Origin of the sequence: Streptomyces sp. NPDC004609 (assembly GCF_042873655.1) — a bacterium.
Classification (GTDB): Bacteria; Actinomycetota; Actinomycetes; order Streptomycetales; family Streptomycetaceae; genus Streptomyces.
Map to the genome: position 1 here is coordinate 147,306 of NZ_JBIALS010000018.1, position 21,181 is coordinate 168,486.

The window sequence follows — 21,181 nt, forward strand, 5'->3', positions numbered from 1 at the left end:
CTCAGCCCCACACCCTAGCCGTGGTGGCCGCATGGTTGAGGACATCCGGGGGCCGATGACGGTTGCGCTCCGCTCTCGGCTACCCCGTACAAGGCGGAAATCTACCCGTCAGCCCGCTCACTTCGGTACGTACCGTACCGGCGGCCGCGCCCTCATCGCTGATCGCGGTGGTGAACAGCCGGGCGATCCGCGCCATCTCCCGCTCCCCCATGCCCTGGGTGGTGAGCGCGGCCGTGCCCAGCCGGATCCCCCGCCCGTCGCCGTACGGCAGGGCGCAGGTGTCCAGGACCAGCCCCGCCGCCGCCAGACGGCCCCGCGCGGTCCTGCCGTCCAGGCCGAGCGGAGCGGGATCGGCGCTGATCAGATGGGTGTCCGTGCCACCGGTGAGCACCGCGAAGCCCTCCGCCTCCAGGCCTGCCGCCAGCACCCGCGCATTGGCGACGACCTGGTGGGCGTACGCCGTGAACGCCGGGGTCCCCGCCTCGCCGAAAGCGACCGCCTTGGCGGCGATGGTGTGCATCTGGGCGCCGCCCTGGGTGAACGGGAACACCGCCCGGTCGACGCGCTCGGCCAGCCAGTCACCGCAGAGGATCAGTCCGCCGCGCGGTCCGCGCAGCACCTTGTGTGTTGTGGCGCACACCACATCCGCGTACGGGACCGGGCTGGGCGCAGCGCCGCCCGCGATCAGGCCCATCGGGTGGGCGGCGTCCGCGATCAGATAGGCGCCGACCTCGTCGGCGATCTCCCGGAACAGGGCGTAGTCCGGGTGGCGCGGATAGGAGATCGAACCGCACACGATCGCCTTCGGGCGGTTCCGGCGGGCGAGCGCGCGCACCTGGTCGTAGTCGATGAGCCCGGTCTCCGCGTCCACGCCGTAGCCGATGAAGTCGAACCAGCGGCCGGAGAAGTTCGCGGGCGACCCGTGGGTGAGATGGCCGCCGTACGCGAGACCCATCGCGAGAACGGTGTCGCCCGGCCGCAGCAGTGCCGCGTAGGCGGCGAGCACGGCGGAGGAACCGGAGTGCGGCTGCACATTGGCGTGCTCGGCGCCGAACAGCGCCTTGGCGCGGTTGACCGCGATGCGCTCGGCGGCGTCGGCGAACTCGCAGCCACCGTGGTGCCGGGCGCCGGGATAGCCCTCGGCGTACTTGTTGGCGAGCGGCGATCCGAGGGCGGCGAGCACGGCGGGCGAGGTGAAGTTCTCCGCGGCGATGAGCTGGAGGGTGTCGCTCTGGCGCCTGATCTCGCCGAGGATCACATCCGCGATCTCGGGGTCCTGACGGCGGAGGTCGTCGAGGGGGGTGGGGGCGGTGCTGAGGTGCGTGGGCATGGGGGCCATGGGGGGCTCCGGGCGCGGAGGGTCGGGCTGCCCCTCCAATGTAGGCCGCCGCGCACCCCACCGCCCGGTCCCCGCGCCACCCGGGTTACGCCGCCCCGTCGGAGCCGGTACGTCCTGGTCAGTGGGAGCCGGTCGGTCCTGGTGAGTCGCCAGCCGGTCCGTCCTGGTCAGTGGCAGCCGGTCGGTCGTCGCGGTATGTCGGAGCCGGTCCGCCCTGGTCAGTCGCAGCCAGTCGTCACGGTACGTCGGAGCCGGTCCGCGCGGTCCGTCCGGTGGTTGGGGACGGACCCGAGCCGCGGGGTCAGGGGCAGAAACGCGTCGGGATACCCGTGAGCGCGGTGACAACCGGGTCGAGCGCCTGATTGATCTCGTCGCCGATCGAGCGGAAGAACGTGATCGGCGCACCGTACGGGTCGTACACCTCGTCCGCGTCCGGGCTGGGCGCCAACAGCCACCCCCGCAGCGCAGCCGCCGCCCTCACCAGCGCCCGCGCCCGCTCGACCATGCCCTCGTCCCGCGGATCCGGCAGCGTGGCCGGGTCGATCGCCCGCACCAGGCGGGTGAACTCCTTGAGGGTGAAGGTCCGCAGCCCCGCCGAGTGGCCCATGGAGATGACCTGCGCCCGGTGGTCCCGCGTCGCGGTGAGAACCAGATCCGCGCGGATCACATGCTCGTCGAGCAGCTCCCGGCCCACGAACCCGCTCGCGTCCGCCCCGAAGTCCGCGAGGACGACCTCCGCGTTGGCCTCCATCGGCGCACCCTCGTGCCCCCAGGTCCCCGCGCTCTCCACGATCAGCCCGCTGGTCATCAGATCACCGAGGCGATCGCTCAGGGCATGGCGCGTCAGCCGCTCGGTGATGGGCGAGCGGCAGACGTTGCCGGTGCTGACATGGAGGATTCTGAACGTGTCGCCGGTGTCGGCCTCACCTATGCCACGCCCCTCAGGGGCGATCAAGGGGCCACCTCAAGGTCGGGTACGACTTTGCGCAGCTCGTCCGCGTCGAGGGCGCCCGCACGCAGCAGAACGGGCATCGTACCGGTGACGTCGACGATCGAGGACGGCACGATGCCGGGCGTCGGACCGCCGTCGAGATACACCGAGACCGAGTCGCCCAGCATCTCCTGCGCGGCGTCGCAGTCCTCGGGCGCGGCGTGCCCCGTGAGGTTCGCCGAGGACACCGCCATGGGGCCGACCTCGGTGAGCAGCTCGATCGCGACCGGGTGCAGCGGCATCCGGATCGCGACTGTGCCACGGGTGTCGCCGAGGTCCCACTGGAGCGACGGCTGGTGCCGGGCAACCAGGGTGAGCGCCCCCGGCCAGAAGGCGTCGACGAGTTCCCACGCCTGCTCGGAGAAGTCCGTGACCAGGCCGTGGAGAGTGTTGGGAGAGCCGATGAGGACAGGGGTGGGCATATTGCGTCCCCGGCCCTTGGCGGCCAGCAGATCGGCGACGGCCTCGGAACTGAAGGCGTCCGCACCGAGCCCGTACACGGTGTCGGTGGGCAGAACGACCAGCTCACCCCGGCGGACGGCGGACGCGGCCTCGCGCAGGCCGCTCTTACGGTCCGTAGCGTCGTTGCAGTCGTATCGCCGGGCCATCAGGGAGCCTCCTCTGTGTTTGTTGGCGCTCGGTTCGCCTCCGAGGCGCTCAAGCGTGTACCGACGGTCGATCGTGCGCGTCTTTGACTTGGCGCTCGGTTCGCCTCCGAGGCGCTCAAGCGTGCACCGACGGTCGATCGTGCTCGACCACTCGTTCCTCGCGGCCTCCGCGCGTTCTCCCTTTCGGTACCCGCGCGCCTCTTCGGCTCACGCGCGAAACACCCGGGAACCCCCGGCCACCGCACGTACGCCCCTTCCGCACACGCGCGCGCCTTCAGCCCACGCGCGGCACACCCGGGAATCCCCGACCCGACAACCGCCACGGTGTGCGGGGACGCCGTAGCCGGGGGCCCCGGGCTGGGGGGGTTCTGGCCTGCGGCACCCGCGGGAGGGTGGGGGTGGTGTGGGGGTGGGGTCTCCGGGGAGAACGGCGGGGTCGTCACGGGGTCGCCTTGCGTGCCGTCGCGAAGCGGGGGCGCTTGTTGAGGTCGGGGTGGTCGGCCGCGTCCGTCCAGCCGGCTTCCTCGTTGAAGATCCACGGAACCTGGCCGCCCTGGGTGTCGGCGTGCTCGATGACGACGAGGCCGCCGGGGCGCAGCAGGCGGTGGGCGGTGCGCTCGATGCCGCGGATGGTGTCGAGGCCGTCCTCGCCGGAGAAGAGCGCCATCTGGGGGTCGTGGTCACGGGCCTCGGGGGCCACGTACTCCCACTCGGTGAGCGGGATGTACGGCGGGTTGGAGATGACCAGGTCGACCTGGCCGTCCAGCTCGGGGAGCGCGGTGAGCGCGTTGCCCTGGTGGATGGTGACGCGGGAGCCCTCCGCGTTCTTGCGGGCCCAGATCAGCGCGTCGTCGGAGAGTTCGACGGCGTGGACGCGCGAGCGCGGGACCTCCTGGGCCATGGCGAGGGCGATGGCCCCCGAACCCGTACACAGGTCGACGATCAGCGGTTCGACGACGTCCATGGCGCGTACGGCGTCTATGGCCCAGCCGACAACGGACTCGGTCTCCGGGCGGGGCACGAAGACACCGGGCCCGACCTGGAGTTCCAGATAGCGGAAGAAGGCACGGCCGGTGATGTGCTGGAGCGGCTCCCGGGCCTCGCGGCGGGCGACGGCTTCCCAGTAGCGGGCGTCGAAGTCCTCGTCCTTGACGTTGTGCAGCTCCCCCCGCTTCACACCGTGCACGAACGCGGCCAGCTCCTCCGCGTCGAAGCGCGGCGACGGCACGCCCGCGTCGGCCAGCCGCTGGGTGGCCTGGGCCACCTCGGCAAGCAGCAGGTTCACTGGTCGTCCTCCACCCGGTTCGTTGGGAAGGTCACACGCGTCTACTGCGCGGCGGCGAGCTTGGCGGCGGAGTCGGCGTCCACGCACGCCTGGATCACGGCGTCGAGGTCACCGTCGAGCACCTGGTCCAGGTTGTACGCCTTGAAACCGACCCGGTGGTCCGAGATGCGGTTCTCCGGGAAGTTGTAGGTACGGATCTTCTCGGAGCGGTCGACGGTACGAACCTGGCTGCGGCGCACGTCCGCGGCCTTGCTCTCGGCCTCCTCCTGCGCGGCGGCGAGCAGCCTGGAGCGCAGGATACGCATCGCCTGCTCCTTGTTCTGGAGCTGGCTCTTCTCGTTCTGGCAGGAGGCGACGACACCGGTGGGCAGATGGGTGATGCGCACCGCGGAGTCGGTGGTGTTGACGGACTGGCCGCCGGGCCCGGAGGAGCGGTAGACGTCGATGCGGAGGTCGTTGGGGTTGATCTCCACATCGATCTCCTCGGCCTCGGGGGTGACGAGCACGCCCGCGGCGGAGGTGTGGATACGGCCCTGGGACTCGGTGGCGGGCACCCGCTGGACGCGGTGCACCCCGCCCTCGTACTTCATCCGCGCCCACACACCCTGGCCGGGCTCGGTGGCGCCCTGGCCGCCCTTGGTCTTGACCGCGACCTGGACGTCCTTGTAGCCGCCCAGCTCGGACTCGGTGGAGTCGATGATCTCGGTCTTCCAGCCGACGCGCTCGGCGTAGCGCAGATACATCCGCAGCAGATCGCCGGCGAAGAGGGCGGACTCGTCGCCGCCGGCACCGGCCTTGACTTCGAGGATGACGTCCTTGTCGTCGCTGGGGTCGCGCGGTACGAGCAGCAGCCGCAGCTTCTCCGTCAGCTCCTCGCGCTGCTTCTCCAGCTCCTTGACCTCGGCCGCGAAGTCGGGGTCGTCGGCGGACAGTTCGCGCGCCGTCTGGATGTCGTCCCCGGTCTGCTTCCAGGAGCGGTAGGTGCCGATGATCGGGGTCAGCTCGGCGTAACGCTTGCCCAGCCTCCGCGCGTTCGCCTGGTCGGCGTGGACGGCAGGGTCGGCGAGCTTCTTCTCCAGATCGGCGTGCTCGCCGATCAGTTCCTCGACCGCCTCGAACATCGGGGGCTCCTGGTTTCTACGAAGGTGGTGCGGGACGGCAAAGCGCCGGTCCCGGCCGCCGCAGGTGGGGCGGCCGGGGACCGGCGCAGTTGGCTCGCTACTTCTTGGCGGAGCCGGCAGCCTTGCCGAAGCGGGCCTCGAAGCGGGCCACGCGGCCACCGGTGTCGAGGATCTTCTGCTTGCCCGTGTAGAACGGGTGGCACTCGGAGCAGACCTCGGCACGGATCGTGCCGGTCTCGATGGTGCTGCGAGTCGTGAACGAGGCACCGCAGGTACAGCTGACCTGGGTCTCGAAGTACTGGGGGTGGATGTCGCGCTTCAAGGTGTCTCCTAGTTTCGGGAGGGCGCCGGGTCGCGCGGGCGGATTGCCCGCACGTGAACCGGAGCCGACGTACCAGTCTGCCAGGACCGGCCGTATCTCCCAAAACCGGGGTCGTGGCGGAACTATTCCCCCGCCGCCCGATCCACTCCCGGTGTCCGCGGCACCCGCGCCGCGCCGTCCGCTCCGGGTGTTCCCGGCGTTCCCGGGGCGTGCCCCGCCCGCTCGTGGGCGGGGCCGTTCGCCGCGGCGGTGCTGCCCCGGACGACGGTGCCCGCGTCGCCCTTGTCCCCCGCGGAGTCCTTGAGCGCGGCGGCCGGGATCGGCCGGTCCTGCGCCAGCGCGGCCCACACCTGCCGGGACGCGGGCTCCAGCGGCACGACACGGTTGGGGTCCACGGGGTCGTACACCACCGGGAGGGTGACCATCTGCAGGTCCTCGGGTCCGAGGCCACCGAGGCTCCGTGCGAAGCCCATCAGCTCCGTCACCGAGTCCAGCCCGGAGTCGGGTGTGATCGCCTTGGTCGCGGTGTCGGCGACGTCCAGGAGTCTGCCGGGGTCGGAGAGCACGCCGATCTCCTTGACCTGGGCGATGAACGCCTTGATGAACGCCTGCTGGAGCTGTATCCGCCCGAGGTCGCTGCCGTCGCCGACGCTCTTGCGGGTCCGTACGAGACCGAGTGACTGCTCACCGTCGAGGGTGTGGGTGCCGGGCGCGAGGTCGAGATGGCTGTCGGGGTCCTTGATCGGGCGGGTGGTGGTGATCTCCACTCCGCCCAGTTCGTCGATGAGCTTCTTGAATCCGCTGAAGCCGACTTCGAGGTAGTGGTCCATGCGGATGCCGGACATCTTCTCGACGGTCTTCACGGCGCAGGCCGGCCCGCCGACCTCGTACGCGGTGTTGAACATGGCGCGATGCTCGCCCGGGACCGCGGTGCCGTCACCGGCGGTGCACTGCGGGCGGTCTATCAGGGTGTCGCGGGGTATGGAGACCACACTGGCCGTGCGGTGACCTTCGTGGACGTGGACGACCATCGCGGTGTCAGAGCGCGCGCCGCCCTCGTCGGTGCCGTACTCGGCATTGGCTCCGGAGCGAGAGTCGGAGCCGAGTACGAGGATGTCCATGGAGCCGTTGTCGATGTTCCCGGGGCGGTCCTTTCCGAGCTGCGCGTTGATGTCGACGCCCTGGAGGTTGCCGTTGAGCTTGAAGTACACGTAACCGAGTCCGGATCCGCCGATCAGCAGGAGTGCGACCACCGACCACGCGACCACGACGGCCGCTCTGCGTCCCCTGGAGCGCTGGCTTCGCCGCCGGCCGACACGTATTCGGCCCCCATCACTGCTCTGCTCGGCCATGCTCTCCTCGGGTCCCGTTCGGTTTCTTTCTCGTCGGCCTGCGTTACTCCTCGCCGTTGATCAGATGCGCATTGTCTGTAATGTCGATTTTTGTTCCGCCATTGGTAGGACGTGTCCGCGCCGCAAAGGGTTGCACCCGGGCGTGAGAACTCCGTGAGAAGTCAATGGGGGGCGGGGCAGGCTTCCCCGGTGGCCCCGGGCCGTGCCCACAAGGCCCACCTGGGGCTTCGGGGAGCGGTGGGAGCCCTGCGCGGTGCCGGAAACTCTCACGGGGGCGGACACGGCTGTGCCCCGCCATCCGGTGGGGTGGCGGGGCACAGTGCGTAGCGGCGGACCCTGCGGGCCGCTGCCGTTCGTCAGTCGCCGTTGGGGCCCACGGACGGCGTGGTCTTCTGGATCTGGAGCAGGAACTCGGCGTTCGACTTCGTCTGCTTCATCTTGTCCAGCAGCAGCTCGATCGCCTGCTGCTGGTCGAGCGCGTGCAGCACCCGGCGCAGCTTCCAGACGATGCCCAGCTCCTCGCTGCCGAGCAGGATCTCCTCCTTGCGGGTGCTGGACGCGTCCACGTCCACCGCCGGGAAGATGCGCTTGTCGGAGAGCTTGCGGTCGAGCTTGAGCTCCATGTTGCCGGTGCCCTTGAACTCCTCGAAGATCACCTCGTCCATGCGCGAGCCGGTGTCGACCAGCGCGGTGGCCAGGATGGTCAGCGAGCCGCCGTCCTCGATGTTGCGCGCGGCGCCGAAGAAGCGCTTCGGCGGGTAGAGCGCGGTCGAGTCGACACCACCGGACAGGATGCGTCCGGAGGCGGGGGCCGCGAGGTTGTACGCACGTCCCAGGCGGGTGATGGAGTCCAGCAGGACGACCACGTCGTGACCCAGCTCGACGAGGCGCTTGGCGCGCTCGATGGCCAGCTCGGCGACGGTGGTGTGGTCCTCGGCCGGGCGGTCGAAGGTCGAGGAGATGACCTCGCCCTTCACCGACCGCTGCATGTCGGTGACCTCTTCCGGACGCTCGTCGACGAGGACGACCATCAGATGGCACTCGGGGCTGTTGACCGTGATCGCGTTGGCGATGGCCTGGAGGATCATGGTCTTGCCGGTCTTCGGCGGGGCCACGATCAGACCGCGCTGGCCCTTGCCGATGGGCGAGACGAGGTCGATGATCCGGGTGGTCAGCACGCCCGGGTCGGTCTCCAGGCGGAGCCGGTCCTGCGGGTAGAGCGGGGTCAGCTTGTTGAACTCCGGCCGCCCGCGGCCCGATTCGGGTGCCATGCCGTTGACGGAGTCCAGCCGGACCAGCGCGTTGAACTTCTCGCGGCGCTCGCCCTCCTTCGGCTGCCGGACCGCGCCGGTGACGTGATCGCCCTTGCGCAGGCCGTTCTTGCGGACCTGGGCGAGGGAGACGTACACGTCGTTGGGGCCCGGGAGGTAGCCGGACGTACGGATGAACGCGTAGTTGTCGAGGATGTCCAGGATGCCCGCGACGGGGATCAGAACGTCGTCCTCGGAGACCTGCGGCTCACCAGTCGCGAAGTCCTCACGGCCCCGGCGGCCACGGCGGTCGCGGTAGCGCCCGCGGCGGCCGCGGCGGCCGCCTCCGTCGTCGTCGAAGTCGTCCTGCTGCTGCTGGCTGCCGCCGCCCTGGCGCTGCTGCTGGCCGCCCTGCTGCTGGCGCTGGCCACCCTGCTGCTGGTCGTCGCCCTTGCCGCGGCCGCGGTCGCGCTGCCGGTCGCCGCGCTCGCCGCGGTCCCGGCGGTCGCCGCGCTCGGCCCGGTCACCGCGCTGGCCGCGCTCACGGCGGCCCTCGCCGTCCTGCGGCTGCGCGGAGGGGGCGACGGCGGTCTCCGCCTTGGCGTCCGGCCGGTCCTCGGCCTTGGTGTCCTTCACATCGACGGCTGCCTCGGCCTGGGGCTCGGGGCTGCCCGCCTGCGCGGTGGCGCGGCGACGGCGGCGCTCCGTGGCCGGCTGGTCGTCGCTGGCCGGCTGGCCGGGAATGTCGATCTGCTGCTGGGCCACGGCCTTCTCGGCCGCGGGGGCGGCGTCCGAGGCGGCGGACGCGTCGCCCGTACGCGTCTTGGAGGTGGCACGGCGCTTCGGCTTGGTCTCGGCCTCGGCGCTCTTGGCCGCCGGGGCCTTGGCCTCGGCGGACTTGGCCGTGGTGGTGGCTCCGCCGCCGGCCTGCGCCTCCTTGATGACCTCGATCAGCTGGCTCTTGCGCATACGCGCGGTGCCCCTGATGCCGAGGCCGGACGCGACCTGCTGCAGCTCGGCCAGGACCATGCCGTCGAGGCCGGTGCCGGAACGGCGGCGCCGTGAGGTGGTGCCGGAGGCAGCACCTGCGGCGGGCGCGGGGGTGTCGACGCTGTTGTCGGCAGTCACGCCCATCAGATCGGTGGTGTCGCTCACGAAGGGTCCTTCCCTGGAGCGGGCGTCGGCCATCTGGCTCGGCGACCGGTTGTGCTGTCCGACGGCGGTCCTGGTGTGTGACCGTGCCGGGGCGGTGGTCCCCGCCGGGTCTGGGTACGGCGGAGAGGCAGATACATACAAGCCCGGCCCGAGATCCCCCTGCTCGGCCCACTCCTAGACGGAGCGGGAGGTGTCGTGCCGGTTCCGGAGCGTGCTCGAAACTGCTCAGGCAGGCTGCTCAGGCAGTTTGGGAGGCTCCCGGAAGAATGGTGGTCCCGATTCGGGACGCGAAGCTCCGAGCCACAAAGGCTTCGGTTGCAGACTTGAGGTTAACACTACCGGCTCCAACAAACATTCCCCCTCTCCTTCACCGGCAATCTCGTGTCACTGCGATTCACCGCGATTCACGGGCAATGTCGGTGAATCCCCGTGAAGGCGGCCCACTCCGTACACGGCTCACCCGGAGCCCGGCTCCCCCTCGTGCGTTCCCGCGCCGGGCGTACCCGAGCCGGGCGGCACGAGCGGCAGGACACTCGCGCCCACCGCGTCGAAGGCGAGCCGGTTGGCCGCCCATCCCTCCCCGGCGAGTCGTGCGACTTTTTCGGCCTCACTGCTCTCGGCCAGTGCCAGCACCGTGGGGCCGGCACCGGAGATGACCGCTGGGACGCCGTCGGCGCGCAATCGGTTGACAAGGTCCACGCTCTGCGGCATCGCCGGGGCGCGGTACTCCTGGTGGAGCCGGTCCTCCGTGGCGGGCAGCAACAGCTCGGGACGCCTGGTCAGAGCCTCGACGAGCAAGGCGGCGCGACCGGCGTTCGCGGCGGCGTCCACATGGGGAACGGTACGCGGCAGCAGTCCGCGGGCCGTCTCGGTGAGCACCGGCTTCTCGGGGACGAAAACCACCGGAACGACGGAATCGGCGGGCTCCATCCTGATCGCGCGCGCCGCTCCCCCGTCGGTCCAGGCGAGGGTGAAGCCGCCGAGCAGACAGGCGGCGACATTGTCGGGGTGGCCCTCGATCTCGGTGGCCAGCTCCAGCAGGGCGGTGTCGTCGAGCCGGGCGTCGCCCCCTATCGTCACGGCGCGGGCGGCGACGATGCCGGCGCAGATCGCGGCCGACGACGAGCCCAGACCGCGCCCGTGCGGGATGCGGTTGGCGCAGACGACCTCAAGGCCGCGCGGCTGCCCGCCGAGCAGGTCGAAGGCCGTACGCAGCGAGCGTACGAGCAGATGGCTCTCGTCGCGGGGCAGTGTCGAGGCGCCCTCGCCCGCGATGTCGATGTGCAGCCCGGCGTCCGCGACCCGTACGACGACATCGTCGTACAGCCCCAGGGACAGCCCGAGGGCGTCGAAGCCGGGGCCGAGGTTTGCGCTGGTGGCAGGCACGCGCACCCGGACGGCGGCGGCGCGGAACGCTGGACCGGCCATCGCTCGATGACACTCCTTGGTTCTGACTCTGGACTGTGGGATTCGAGAGGATGAACACCCGTGGGCCGTAACGGCAACTACACCGCGGCATATGCATGCGGCGGGGCGGGTTCTGTACAGCCTATCGAAGGAAGGTTCTGTGGCGACATAGGGCGCACAGGAGGCGCACGATGCGTGTCGCGAGCCTCCTGTGCCTCTACGTGCGCCGATGCCCGGCTTGGCACACTTTCCGCCGGGGTAGGGGGCGTGCGTCTGTTCCCCGGTCCGCCGCCGCGTCGCACGCGGTGGCGGGTCGCGGGGCCGGTCCTGGCCGTACGACGCCGGGCGTACGGATCCGGGCGGCCCGGGTGCTCAGACGAGTCCGAGGCGCTCCGCGGCCGTCGGCGCGTCCACCGGGACCGTGACGGGCTGCGGTGCCCCGGCGACGGCCCAGTCCGGGTCCTTGAGGCCGTTCCCGGTCACCGTGCAGACGATCCGCTGGCCCGGGTCGACCTTGCCGGCCTCGGCGGCCTTCAGCAGACCGGCCACGGACGCCGCGGACGCGGGCTCCACGAAGACACCCTCCTGGGAGGCCAACAGCCGGTAGGCGCGCAGGATCTCACGGTCCGTCACCTCGTCGATGAAGCCGCCGGACTCGTCGCGTGCCGCCAGCGCCTGCTTCCAGGAGGCCGGGTTGCCGATCCGGATCGCGGTGGCGATGGTGGAGGGGTCCTTGACGACCTCGCCCCGGACGATCGGCGCGGAACCGGACGCCTGGAAGCCCCACATCCGCGGGGTGCGGGTGGAGATCCCGTCCGCCGCGTACTCCTTGTACCCCCGCCAGTACGCCGTGATGTTGCCGGCGTTGCCGACCGGCAGCACATGGATGTCGGGGGCGTCGCCGAGTGCGTCGACGATTTCAAAGGAGGCCGTCTTCTGGCCCTCGATACGGTACGGATTGACCGAATTGACCAGCGCCACCGGATAATTCTCGGACAAATTCCTGGCCAGATTCAGGCAGTCGTCGAAGTTTCCGTCGACCTGGAGAATCTTCGAGCCGTAGACGAGCGCCTGGCCCATCTTCCCGAGCGCGATCTTTCCCTGCGGCACCAGCACCGCGCAGACCATTCCGGCCCGTACGGCATAGGCGGCGGCCGACGCGGAGGTGTTGCCCGTGGAGGCGCAGATGACCGCCTGCGCGCCCTCCTCCTTGGCGCGGGTGATCGCCATCGTCATGCCGCGGTCCTTGAAGGACCCGGTGGGGTTGGCGCCCTCGACCTTGAGGTGCACCTCGCAGCCCGTGCGCTCGGAGAGAACCTGGGCCGGAACGAGCGGCGTACCCCCCTCACGGAGCGTGACAACCGCGGTCGTGTCGGTTACCGGGAGCCGGTCCCGGTACTCCTCGATGATGCCGCGCCACTGGTGGGTCATTGCTGATTACTCCCCTTCAACACGCATGATGCTGGCGACACCACGCACGGTGTCGAGCTGGCGCAGCGCCTCGACGGTCCCGGAGAGGGCCGCGTCCGGCGCGCGGTGGGTGACGACGACGAGCGAAGCCTCGCCGTCCTTCCCCTGCTGGCGGACGGTGTCGATCGACACCCCGTGCTCGGCGAAGACCGTCGCGACCTGGGCGAGCACACCCGGCTTGTCGGCCACGTCGAGGCTGATGTGGTAGCGCGTCACGACATCGCCCATGGGGCTCACGGGCAGCTGGGTGTACGCGGACTCGCCGGGACCCGTGGCCCCGGCGAGCTTGTTGCGGCCGACGGCGACCAGATCGCCGAGGACCGCGGACGCGGTCGGCGCACCGCCCGCACCCGGTCCGTAGAACATCAGCTGACCCGCGGCCTCCGACTCCACGAAGACGGCGTTGTACGCCTCGCGCACGGAGGCGAGCGGATGGCTGAGCGGGATCATCGCGGGGTGCACCCGCGCGGTGACGGACTGCCCGTCGGCGGCCCGTTCGCAGATCGCGAGCAGCTTGACGGTGCAGCCCATGCGTTTCGCGGAGGCCATGTCGGCGGAGGTGACCTCGGTCAGGCCCTCGCGGTACACGTCGTCCAGGCGTACGCGGGTGTGGAACGCGATCCCCGCGAGGATGGCGGCCTTGGCGGCGGCGTCGAAGCCCTCCACGTCGGCGGTCGGGTCGGCCTCCGCGTACCCGAGCGCGGTGGCCTCGTCGAGCGCCTCGGAGTAGCCCGCGCCGGAGCGCTCCATGCGGTCGAGGATGAAGTTGGTCGTGCCGTTGACGATGCCGAGCACCCGGTTGACCTTGTCGCCCGCCAGGGACTCGCGCAGGGGCCTGATCAGCGGGATCGCCCCGGCGACCGCGGCCTCGAAGTAGAGGTCCCGGCCGTGCTGCTCGGCGGCGGCGTACAGCGTCGCGCCGTCCTCGGCGAGCAGCGCCTTGTTGGCGGAGACGACGGAGGCGCCGTGCTCGAACGCGGTGGTGATCAGCGTACGGGCGGGCTCGATGCCGCCGATGACCTCGACGACGATGTCGATGTCACCGCGTTTGACGAGGGCGGTGGCGTCGGTGGTGATCAGCGCCGGGTCGATCCCCTCCCGCACCTTGGAGGGGCGGCGGACGGCCACCCCCGCCAGTTCCACGGGTGCGCCGATCCGTGCCGCGAGGTCCTCGGCGTGCGTCGTCATGATGCGAGCCACCTCTGAGCCGACCACTCCACAGCCCAGCAGCGCCACCTTCAGCGGACGCGTACGCATCATCCGACCTCGCTTCTCATCACTACTACGGTGTGGACCAGTCTCACTCACCGGACGGCAGTTTCTATCCCCCGTCCGGCATTCGAGACATCTATCTCAACTAACCGACGTCAAGACGCAGGAGATCTTCCTCCGTCTCGCGCCGGACGATCACCCGCGCCCCGCCGTCGCGCACCGCCACGACGGGCGGCCTCGGTACATGGTTGTAGTTGCTGGCCATCGACCGGCAGTACGCACCGGTCGCCGGCACCGCGATCAGATCACCCGGCGCGAGGTCGGCGGGCAGGAACGCGTCCTTCACCACGATGTCACCGCTCTCGCAGTGCTTGCCGACGACCCGCGCGAGCATCGGCGGCGCGTCGGAGGTGCGGGAGACCAGCGCGACGCTGTACTCGGCGTCGTACAGCGCGGTACGGATGTTGTCCGACATACCGCCGTCGACGCTCACATACGTCCGCAGCCCCTCCAGCGGCTTGAGCGTGCCCACCTCGTACAGCGTGAACGCCGTCGGCCCGACGATGGCGCGGCCCGGCTCGACGGAGATCCGGGGGGTGCGCAGCCCGGCCGCGTCGCACTCGCGGGTGACGATCTCGGTGAGCGCCTTCGCGATGTGGTGCGGCTCGCTCGGGTCGTCGTCCGGGGTGTACGCGATCCCGAGGCCACCGCCGAGGTCGATCTCGGGCAGTTCGACGCCGTGCTCGTCGCGGATCGTCTTCAGCAGGCCGACGACCCGGTGGGCCGCCACCTCGAAGCCGGAGGTGTCGAAGATCTGCGAGCCGATGTGGGAGTGGATGCCGATCAGCTCCAGCCCGTCGAGGGTGAGCGCCCTGCGCACGGCCTCGGCCGCCTGTCCCCCGGCGAGCGGAATCCCGAACTTCTGGTCCTCGTGCGCGGTGGCGATGAACTCGTGGGTGTGCGCCTCCACCCCCACCGTGACCCGGATCTGGACGCGCTGGCGCCTGCCGAGCCCCTCGGCGATGTGCGCGACCCGCACGATCTCCTGGAAGGAGTCGAGCACGATCCGTCCCACCCCGGCGCGGATCGCCCGCTCGATCTCCTCGGGCGACTTGTTGTTCCCGTGGAAGGCGATGCGCTCGGGCGGCATTCCGGCGGCGAGCGCGGTGGACAGCTCGCCCCCGGAGCACACGTCGAGGTTGAGTCCCTCCTCGTGCAGCCACCGCACGACGGCCTTGCTGAGGAACGCCTTGCCCGCGTAGAACACATCGGCGTCCCTGCCGAACGCGTCAGCCCAGGCGCGGCAGCGCGCCCGGAAGTCCTCCTCGTCGAGGAGGTAGGCGGGGGTGCCGAACTCCTCGGCCAGCCGGGTCACTTCGACCCCGCCGACGGTGACGACCCCGTCGTCGTTGCGGCCGACCGTACGGGCCCACACCTTCCCGTCCAGCAGATTGAGGTCGGCCGGCGGCGCGGAGTAGTGCCCCTCGGGATAGACGTCGGCGTGGCGGGGCCCGGCGGGGTGTGCGGAACGGCTCATGGTGTCTCTCTCACGTGCTCACAGATGTGCGGGTGCGCTGATGCCGAGCAGGGACAGGCCACCGGCGAGCACCGTTCCGGCTGCCTCGGCGACGGCCAGCCGTGAGCGGTGGGCGGCCGTGGGTTTCTCCTCGCCCGACGGCAGCACCGTGTGCTGGAAGCCGAGCAGGGCGTCGGCGGTGCTCTCCAGATGCCTGGCGAGCCGGTCGGGCGCCCCGAGCCGGGCGGCGGAGGCGAGGATCCCCGGGTAGTCGGCGACGAGGCCGGTGAGCCGGGTCTCCACATACTCCAGCGGCTCCCCGTCGAACCCCAGCCGGGCGGCCCCGCGCGTGAGCGCGCGGCTGCGGGAGTAGGCGTACCGGACGGTGAAGAGCGGATTGCTCTCGTGCTGCCGCAACAGCCGCTCCGTGCCCCGGGGCCGGTCGTGCGCGGCGGCGGAGAGGAAGGCCCAGCGAACGGCATCGGCGAGGGGACCGCCGCCGGTGGCCTTCCGGGTGGCGGCGGGCGGCGCGGGGGTGCCCTGTTCGCCGGGGGCGGGGGCCGTGGCCGGTGCACCGGGGGCGGCAGGAGCCGGAGGGGGTACGGGAGCCCCGTCGGTGTCCAGGCCCTGACTGAGGCGGATCCGCCGGACGGTGTCGGCCCAGACCCGGGCGCGGTCCCCGGGGGCGGGAGCCGCGTCGGCGGAGGGTGCGCGGGTGTCCCGTACAGCGCGGGTGTCCCGTGCCGGGAGGGCGGAGGTTGCGCTGGTGTCGCGTACCGGGAGGGCGGCGGGCCGGTACCCGTACCGGAGGCCCTGCTCCCGTACCCGCCGGACGAGCGCCTGCTGGAGCCCTTCCTCCAGGGTGATGTTGAGGAACCCGGGCCCGGTGATCTCGATGGCGGCGATACCCGGTTCCCGGGCGATGCGGTCCCGCAGGGTCTCGGCGACGGCGCGGGGCGGCTGCCCGGCCGCGGCGGCGAGCCGCAGGGCGACATTGGTGGCATAGTCCCCGCAGCCCCCGGGCCGGGGCCGCTCGACCTTGACGCCCTCCGGCACGGGCGCCACCAGCGCACCGTCCTCCACCGCACGGCACACGGCGTGCAGCACGGTACGGGAGAGCTCGGCGGGGGTCACGGGACAAGCGTAGGGGAGGAAAGGGGGCGCAGAGCGAACCGGTTTCGCGATGCGGTCAGCCCCGTGTGCTTCCCGCCCGCCCGGCCCCGTGCCGGCCGTCTAACGACGGCGGCCCCTCCCTGCGCATCAACTGCCGTACCAGCCGCACGAGATCGGCCGGCTCGAAGGGCTTCGCGAGAAACGCGTCCACACCCGCGGTGAGGCCGCTCTCCACCTCGTACTGCGTACACGCGCTGATGATCGCCACCGGCAGATGACTGGTCTCCGGGTCCGCCCGCAGCCGCGCGGCGGTCCGCAGCCCGTCCAACCGTGGCATGACCACGTCCAACGTGACCACATCGGGCCGCACCCGCTCCACGACCTCCAGGCACTCGGCACCATCGGCCGCGGTCACGACCTCGAAGCCCTCAAGTTCAAGGTTGACCCTGATCAACTGCCGGATGACCCGGTTGTCATCGACAACGAGCACACGGCCGGACGCACCTGACACAACTCGAGAGTAGGTGGGCACCAGGCACCGCGTCCGGCTTTTCCCCACTTCCACCCCTCGCGAGCGACACGAGTCCACCCTCCCGCGCCCCTCGCCCCGCCGCCCCCGCACCCCTCCCCGACCCGAAATACCTGTTCATGGCGACCCTCCCGATGCTGGTAGTGTTCTACCCGTCACCGCCGAGGTCACCTCCGGACGGCGACAGTGCGCCCCCGTAGCTCAGGGGATAGAGCAACGGCCTCCGGAGCCGTGTGCGCAGGTTCGAATCCTGCCGGGGGCACCGCAGTTCAGGTGCCCGAAAGACTGCCCGACCAGCCAAAACGCTGATCGGGCAGTTTGCATGTCGGGGCAGCCAGAGGCAGGGAAGAGCAGCGGTCGGCCAGACCGTGTGACGCTTTCGTACGCGATGATCTTGCCGTTTCCGCAGGCCGGAGCCCGGACAATGGCGCAGCCCAGGACGATGTCCGGGGCTGGTGCGGCGGCCTCGGCTACCGGTACTCCACCAGCAGGCCCTCGATGCGCTGGTTGGCGACCTCGCTTCTGCCGTACAGGCACTTCGCGTAGCGGGCCAGGAGGACCTCCACGCTGTTGCCGGCCCTTTCCGCGACCTCCGTCGGGTCGACCCCGGCGTTCAGCCAGGTGGAGAGCGCGGAGTGACGCAGGCCATAGGGGCGGCCGGCGAGGGGTGACCCCCACCAGGAGGGGCGGAGGCAGCCCCGCTCCCGCACCATGGGGGCAGCGACACAAACCTCGGCCGTGATCGTGCGCGGCCCCTGCTCAGAGGTTGCCGCTCCGGCCGTCCCGGACGCCCGCTCCGGCCGTGCGGACTTGCCGCGATCGCGGGCGGAAAACCCCAGGTCGCGGTGCTCAGTCATCACTCACGCATCGCTCACGCAGACCGGTGACCTGGCCGACACGGACGACACCGCTCAGCTTCTCGCGGTGCCGGCCGGTGCACGTCGGCCCCTACGGAGAGTCGACGAGGGAGGACCTTCTACGACGAGGACGGCGTCACATCGGTCGCGGACGTAGCCGCTGTGGGTGGCGATGACCACGGCACATCCGGCCTCGCTCATCTCACGGAGGATATCGACGACCATGGTGGTGTTGGCGTCGTCGAGGGCACCGGTCGGCTCGTCCGCGAGCACGAGGGCCGGCTGCTTGACCATGAGCCGGGCGAGGGCCACACGCTGCTGTTCTCCACCACTGAGGTGGTAGATCTTCTCCTTCTCCCGCCCTCCCAGGCCAACGCGTTCGAGAGCCTCGGCGATTGCCGTGTCGGCCTCGCCGCGCGAGAACCGCCGGGGTTTGGCGACCACCTTCAGGTTTTCGGCGACGGTCGCGTTCTCGATCAGGGCGTAGTTCTGGAAGAGGTAGCCGAGAACGTCGCGGCGGAATCCACGGATCTCACGTCGGCCACATCGGGTGATGTCCTTGCCCTCATAACGAATCGCTCCCGCGCTCGGCCTGGCGAGCAGGCCGAGACAGTTGAGGAGTGTGGACTTTCCCGATCCGCTGGGGCCGACAACGGCGAGCATCTCGCCGCGGCTGACGGTAAAGGTGACATCAGACCACAGGGTCCGTGAGCCGAAGGACTTCGACAGATTCTCGATATCGATCACGGCAGCACTCCTGCTGGGTGGCAGAGGGTCGTATGTGCGGGACTCATGCCTCGGTCACCCCTTCCCTGACGATGTGACGGTGGAAAACCGCAAGGGCGAGAAGCACGGCGCCGAGTTCGACGGCGACCAGCCCGGCGATGATACCGAGATCCAGTTCAGTGAGGTGGACGAGAGGGTGGAGAAGAGGGGTACCAGAAGCAGCGACCTTCTCCAACTCCTGGTTCTGCAGCCATGTTTCGAAAGGCACCCGCGTGGCGAGGAGAACCGCAAGGGCCACCTCTACGCTCAGGATGAAGCGGTGGGTGACCACGTATCTCCAACCGCTGATGTGCTGCACGAAGATGGCCTGGGCATTCTTGCGCGAGTAGATGATGCAGACGCCGACGCCGGCGATGAGGAGGACGGTCACAGCCAGCACGAGGTTGAAGAGCTGCAATCGAAACTCGTTGACAGCATCCCTCAGTTTCAGGGCGAAGTTCTGGGCAACGGGGCGCACGGCTGTCACGTAGGTCTGCAGTTTGTTCGCCTTGTCAGCCTCGATGACACTCAGGACGTCATCGGGGTTGGGAAAGACAACTCCTTCCTGAGTGGCTAATGCGGTGTACCTGTCGTCAGAGAGAAACTTCGACCCGTTGGGGACTACGACCAGAACCGGATCGCGTACAAGGGACCGATCCTCCTTCGGGCTGTGGGCCGCGTTGTAGACCTGGTTTCCGGGGTTGTATGCGAAGAGCCGCTGGCCGCTCTTCGCCCGGAGCGTCACCAGCTGGGTATGCCGGTTGAAACTCGAAGACAGCACATAGGGGATCGCTTCGGTGATGGCCGCTGCCTGGCGGCCGAGGGATTCGGGGAGGATGAGCCGTACTGGGTGACTGTCCGGCGCCTTGCCATCCCGGGGCACCGGGGTGTAGCGCCGTCCCGTCGGGTCGAGGACCGGCTGTTTTGCCAGGAAGGTGTCATTCACGACAAGCACCTCACCCGGCGGAAGCGCCGAATCCGTGGCAAGGCTCTGGAGATCCCGCCGCCCAGCCAGAACGATCCTGCTTCCTCATCGGCTCGGCGCAACCACGGACCCACCTCCTTGATCATCTGGTCCGCCTCACCGTGCAGGCTGCCGTTGAGGCGGATGGTGACAGCATCACCTGCTTCGGTGTAGGCCTCCCGGCTATCCTGGCGCGCAAGTACGTCCTGACCCGCCGCTGCGACGTCCATGGCGATACCGAGAGCGAGCAGCAGTGCAGGGATACGCACCAGTTAGATACCGACGGATGCCGCCCGGGCAGGCAGCTCTCCCTTGAGGGCACGCAGTACGTCAACCTTGAAGGTGAGTGCGAGCACGGCCGCGTGGGCGGCCAGTACCAGGAGAACGAACAGGCCGGCGAGGCCCGCGGCTATGGTGGCGAACATCCCCAGCCAGGCAAGGCCGTTGTAGAAGCCGAGGAAAGCGATCGTCCCGGCTGTCACAGCACCGGCCGCTACCGACCAGGGCACCGCGAGCTGCCTCACATCACGAACAAGGAGGTCGGCGAAGGACAAGCCCTGCAGCCGCAGGACCCCGTATGCCTTTGCACCGAGCAGCACGCTCGCGCCGGTCATCGTCACCGCAGCGAGAGCAACCACCCAGAAGGACCAGTACAGGACACCACCGGTATAGGCAGCGGTCAGTGTGGTGTACGAGAGAGGGTGGGACACGCTTGCACGAAGGCCGAGGTCGGCGAATTCGGCAACCAGCGCATCGGCAGCAGCAGGTGCCCCGAACACATAGTACTGGCCCCGAGGATCACGCTGTCCAAGCTCGGCGATCGGGTGCACGTCCGTCGCGTAATTCCGGCTGAACGCCTGATAGCCCTCGTCCAACCACGCCCCCGCACCGGACCGCCGATTACCCGTGGCCAGATAAAGATGCCGACGACTGTCGGGGGCTCTGATATCGGGCACCTCACGAGCCACCGTAACTCCGTGGTCGTCCGAAAACGACGCTATCGCTTGGGCGACCTGAGCACCGCTCACCGAGTCATCGGATTCGAAGACCCAAATCAGAGCCGAATTTCCCAGCACCCCGTCCTCGTCCAGCCCCCGTAAGAACAGAAACGCCAGCACCGCGGAGAAGGCCAACACAGCGGCGTGGACGAACTTAATACCTCGGTGCAGCATTGGTTTCCTAGATCAGGGCACTCAGGGGAACGAAGCAGCTCTCAAAAAGGGGATCATGAACAGCCCGGCCAGGTGGGTGCGACCGGGGGCGACCGAGAACCCGTACAGCGAAGCTACCCGGGCTCCCGGCCAGCTCAGCCAGCCCGCATGGCATGAGGCGCGAAACTGACCGCGACTACCGAGGGACTCGCAAACGCAGGACTACAACGTGCAACCCTTTTCCCAATACGCCCGGCCCGTACTGGAGTCATTCCCCACCGAGGCCAATACCCAAGGCCCGGCGCGGTGCAGCCGCTATAGGCCCAGTAATCACCCTGGACCGAAGACGAGTGGTTCGCTGTCACGTGCTTGTAGTTTGACCACATACTGCAACAGCTTGTGCCGTAAGACCAAGTGCCACCGCCAACGTTGACGGTGCCGGCGAGCGCTGGAGTTGCGGCAGCCATGACGATGACACCGGCAGCCACGGCGGACTTAATCACGTTCCTGGATCTTCGAGATTGACTCCTGGTCATCTGAATGTTGATCCGAACAAGTCATGAGCATGGCCACAGACGGGATTACACGCAACCCCACAAATCTCGCCATCCAGACAACGCTGCAATCCGGCCATGACCGAAAAACAGCGGAATCCGGCGCTCAAGTCGACGACGTAAAGGGCAGGGTCCCGGCATGAAGTCGCTCTGGGGTGAGTCGTCCGGTCTGGGGGGTGTGGTCCGGGTTGCGGGCATACGGAACGGGCACGATCCCGGT

The 21,181-nt window shown here is 69.6% G+C and carries 19 protein-coding genes, 1 tRNA gene and 1 pseudogene; 1 reads left to right on the top strand and 20 read right to left on the bottom strand.

Going from position 1 to position 21,181, the window contains the following annotated elements; translation table 11 throughout:
• Positions 1–79: 79 nt before the first annotated feature.
• The 14 genes from glyA to ACFYT4_RS19590 form a co-directional block, all read right to left on the bottom strand.
• Complete coding sequence (gene glyA, locus ACFYT4_RS19525) at positions 80–1,330, bottom strand: serine hydroxymethyltransferase (RefSeq protein ID WP_389270063.1); 1,251 nt, start codon at positions 1,328–1,330, stop codon at positions 80–82.
• Between the two features lie 310 nt (positions 1,331–1,640).
• Positions 1,641–2,294, bottom strand: coding sequence for a protein-tyrosine-phosphatase (locus ACFYT4_RS19530; protein ID WP_389270065.1), 654 nt, complete (start codon positions 2,292–2,294; stop codon positions 1,641–1,643).
• Positions 2,291–2,938: an L-threonylcarbamoyladenylate synthase gene (locus ACFYT4_RS19535; protein WP_389270067.1), complete on the bottom strand. Its 648-nt coding sequence runs from the start codon at positions 2,936–2,938 to the stop codon at positions 2,291–2,293. Before ACFYT4_RS19535 ends, ACFYT4_RS19530 begins: the two co-directional genes overlap by 4 nt.
• 439 nt (positions 2,939–3,377) lie before the next feature.
• Entirely contained in the window at positions 3,378–4,223 is an 846-nt protein-coding gene (prmC, locus tag ACFYT4_RS19540; protein ID WP_389270069.1) for a peptide chain release factor N(5)-glutamine methyltransferase, read from the bottom strand.
• A gap of 41 nt (positions 4,224–4,264) precedes the next feature.
• Positions 4,265–5,344 carry a peptide chain release factor 1 gene (gene prfA / locus ACFYT4_RS19545; protein WP_389270071.1) on the bottom strand — a complete coding sequence of 360 codons (1,080 nt, stop codon included), beginning with the start codon at positions 5,342–5,344 and terminating at the stop codon, positions 4,265–4,267.
• Between the two features lie 97 nt (positions 5,345–5,441).
• Positions 5,442–5,666 carry a 50S ribosomal protein L31 gene (gene rpmE / locus ACFYT4_RS19550; RefSeq protein WP_389270073.1) on the bottom strand — a complete coding sequence of 75 codons (225 nt, stop codon included), beginning with the start codon at positions 5,664–5,666 and terminating at the stop codon, positions 5,442–5,444.
• Between the two features lie 122 nt (positions 5,667–5,788).
• On the bottom strand, positions 5,789–7,018 hold the full coding sequence (locus tag ACFYT4_RS19555) for an LCP family protein (protein WP_389270075.1): 1,230 nt from the start codon (positions 7,016–7,018) through the stop codon (positions 5,789–5,791).
• A 356-nt stretch (positions 7,019–7,374) separates the two neighbouring features.
• Positions 7,375–9,423, bottom strand: coding sequence for a transcription termination factor Rho (rho, locus tag ACFYT4_RS19560; RefSeq protein ID WP_389270077.1), 2,049 nt, complete (start codon positions 9,421–9,423; stop codon positions 7,375–7,377).
• 456 nt (positions 9,424–9,879) lie between these two features.
• Positions 9,880–10,851: a homoserine kinase gene (gene thrB / locus ACFYT4_RS19565; RefSeq protein WP_389270079.1), complete on the bottom strand. Its 972-nt coding sequence runs from the start codon at positions 10,849–10,851 to the stop codon at positions 9,880–9,882.
• A gap of 351 nt (positions 10,852–11,202) precedes the next feature.
• On the bottom strand, positions 11,203–12,261 hold the full coding sequence (thrC, locus tag ACFYT4_RS19570) for a threonine synthase (RefSeq protein ID WP_389270081.1): 1,059 nt from the start codon (positions 12,259–12,261) through the stop codon (positions 11,203–11,205).
• 6 nt (positions 12,262–12,267) lie between these two features.
• Complete coding sequence (locus ACFYT4_RS19575; protein WP_389270115.1) at positions 12,268–13,557, bottom strand: homoserine dehydrogenase; 1,290 nt, start codon at positions 13,555–13,557, stop codon at positions 12,268–12,270.
• A 100-nt stretch (positions 13,558–13,657) separates the two neighbouring features.
• A complete protein-coding gene (gene lysA, locus ACFYT4_RS19580) occupies positions 13,658–15,049 on the bottom strand; it encodes a diaminopimelate decarboxylase (RefSeq protein ID WP_389270083.1) in 1,392 nt (463 codons plus the stop codon).
• 18 nt (positions 15,050–15,067) lie between these two features.
• Positions 15,068–16,162, bottom strand: a complete 1,095-nt coding sequence (gene nrtL, locus ACFYT4_RS19585; protein ID WP_389270085.1) for an ArgS-related anticodon-binding protein NrtL — start codon at positions 16,160–16,162, stop codon at positions 15,068–15,070.
• Between the two features lie 55 nt (positions 16,163–16,217).
• A complete protein-coding gene (locus ACFYT4_RS19590) occupies positions 16,218–16,700 on the bottom strand; it encodes a response regulator (RefSeq protein ID WP_389270087.1) in 483 nt (160 codons plus the stop codon).
• Between the two features lie 160 nt (positions 16,701–16,860).
• Between ACFYT4_RS19590 and ACFYT4_RS19595 the strand changes: the two genes are divergently transcribed.
• Positions 16,861–16,932: transfer RNA gene (locus tag ACFYT4_RS19595), tRNA-Arg, on the top strand.
• A gap of 208 nt (positions 16,933–17,140) precedes the next feature.
• On the opposite strand, the pseudogene ACFYT4_RS19600 reads toward ACFYT4_RS19595, so the two are convergent.
• The 6 genes and pseudogenes from ACFYT4_RS19600 to ACFYT4_RS19625 all read right to left on the bottom strand — a co-directional run.
• Positions 17,141–17,347 (bottom strand): annotated as a pseudogene (locus tag ACFYT4_RS19600) (site-specific integrase); the annotation flags it as partial.
• Positions 17,348–17,581: 234 nt separating this feature from the next.
• Positions 17,582–18,274 carry an ATP-binding cassette domain-containing protein gene (locus tag ACFYT4_RS19605; RefSeq protein WP_389270089.1) on the bottom strand — a complete coding sequence of 231 codons (693 nt, stop codon included), beginning with the start codon at positions 18,272–18,274 and terminating at the stop codon, positions 17,582–17,584.
• A gap of 43 nt (positions 18,275–18,317) precedes the next feature.
• The gene (locus tag ACFYT4_RS19610; protein ID WP_389270091.1) at positions 18,318–19,238 is read right to left on the bottom strand and encodes a hypothetical protein; all 921 of its coding nucleotides are present in this window, start codon (positions 19,236–19,238) and stop codon (positions 18,318–18,320) included.
• The gene (locus tag ACFYT4_RS19615) at positions 19,235–19,525 is read right to left on the bottom strand and encodes a hypothetical protein (protein WP_389270093.1); all 291 of its coding nucleotides are present in this window, start codon (positions 19,523–19,525) and stop codon (positions 19,235–19,237) included. The genes ACFYT4_RS19610 and ACFYT4_RS19615 overlap by 4 nt, the downstream gene beginning before the upstream one ends.
• Before the next feature lie 3 nt (positions 19,526–19,528).
• Positions 19,529–20,428 (bottom strand): hypothetical protein, encoded by a 900-nt coding sequence (locus ACFYT4_RS19620; protein ID WP_389270095.1) that lies wholly within the window; start codon positions 20,426–20,428, stop codon positions 19,529–19,531.
• A 134-nt stretch (positions 20,429–20,562) separates the two neighbouring features.
• Positions 20,563–20,943: a lactococcin 972 family bacteriocin gene (locus ACFYT4_RS19625; protein WP_389270097.1), complete on the bottom strand. Its 381-nt coding sequence runs from the start codon at positions 20,941–20,943 to the stop codon at positions 20,563–20,565.
• Between the last annotated feature and the right edge of the window lie 238 nt (positions 20,944–21,181).

Excerpts from the sequence above, each read along its gene's own strand:
- glyA (WP_389270063.1), bottom strand. The coding sequence starts at position 1,330 with ATGCCCACGCACCTCAGCACCGCCCCCACCCCCCTCGACGACCTCCGC.
- ACFYT4_RS19535 (WP_389270067.1), bottom strand. The coding sequence starts at position 2,938 with ATGGCCCGGCGATACGACTGCAACGACGCTACGGACCGTAAGAGCGGC.
- prfA (WP_389270071.1), bottom strand. The coding sequence starts at position 5,344 with ATGTTCGAGGCGGTCGAGGAACTGATCGGCGAGCACGCCGATCTGGAG.
- ACFYT4_RS19555 (WP_389270075.1), bottom strand. The coding sequence starts at position 7,018 with ATGGCCGAGCAGAGCAGTGATGGGGGCCGAATACGTGTCGGCCGGCGG.
- thrB (WP_389270079.1), bottom strand. The coding sequence starts at position 10,851 with ATGGCCGGTCCAGCGTTCCGCGCCGCCGCCGTCCGGGTGCGCGTGCCT.
- thrC (WP_389270081.1), bottom strand. The coding sequence starts at position 12,261 with ATGACCCACCAGTGGCGCGGCATCATCGAGGAGTACCGGGACCGGCTC.
- ACFYT4_RS19575 (WP_389270115.1), bottom strand. The coding sequence starts at position 13,557 with ATGCGTACGCGTCCGCTGAAGGTGGCGCTGCTGGGCTGTGGAGTGGTC.
- lysA (WP_389270083.1), bottom strand. The coding sequence starts at position 15,049 with ATGAGCCGTTCCGCACACCCCGCCGGGCCCCGCCACGCCGACGTCTAT.
- ACFYT4_RS19620 (WP_389270095.1), bottom strand. The coding sequence starts at position 20,428 with ATGCTGCACCGAGGTATTAAGTTCGTCCACGCCGCTGTGTTGGCCTTC.
- ACFYT4_RS19625 (WP_389270097.1), bottom strand. The coding sequence starts at position 20,943 with ATGACCAGGAGTCAATCTCGAAGATCCAGGAACGTGATTAAGTCCGCC.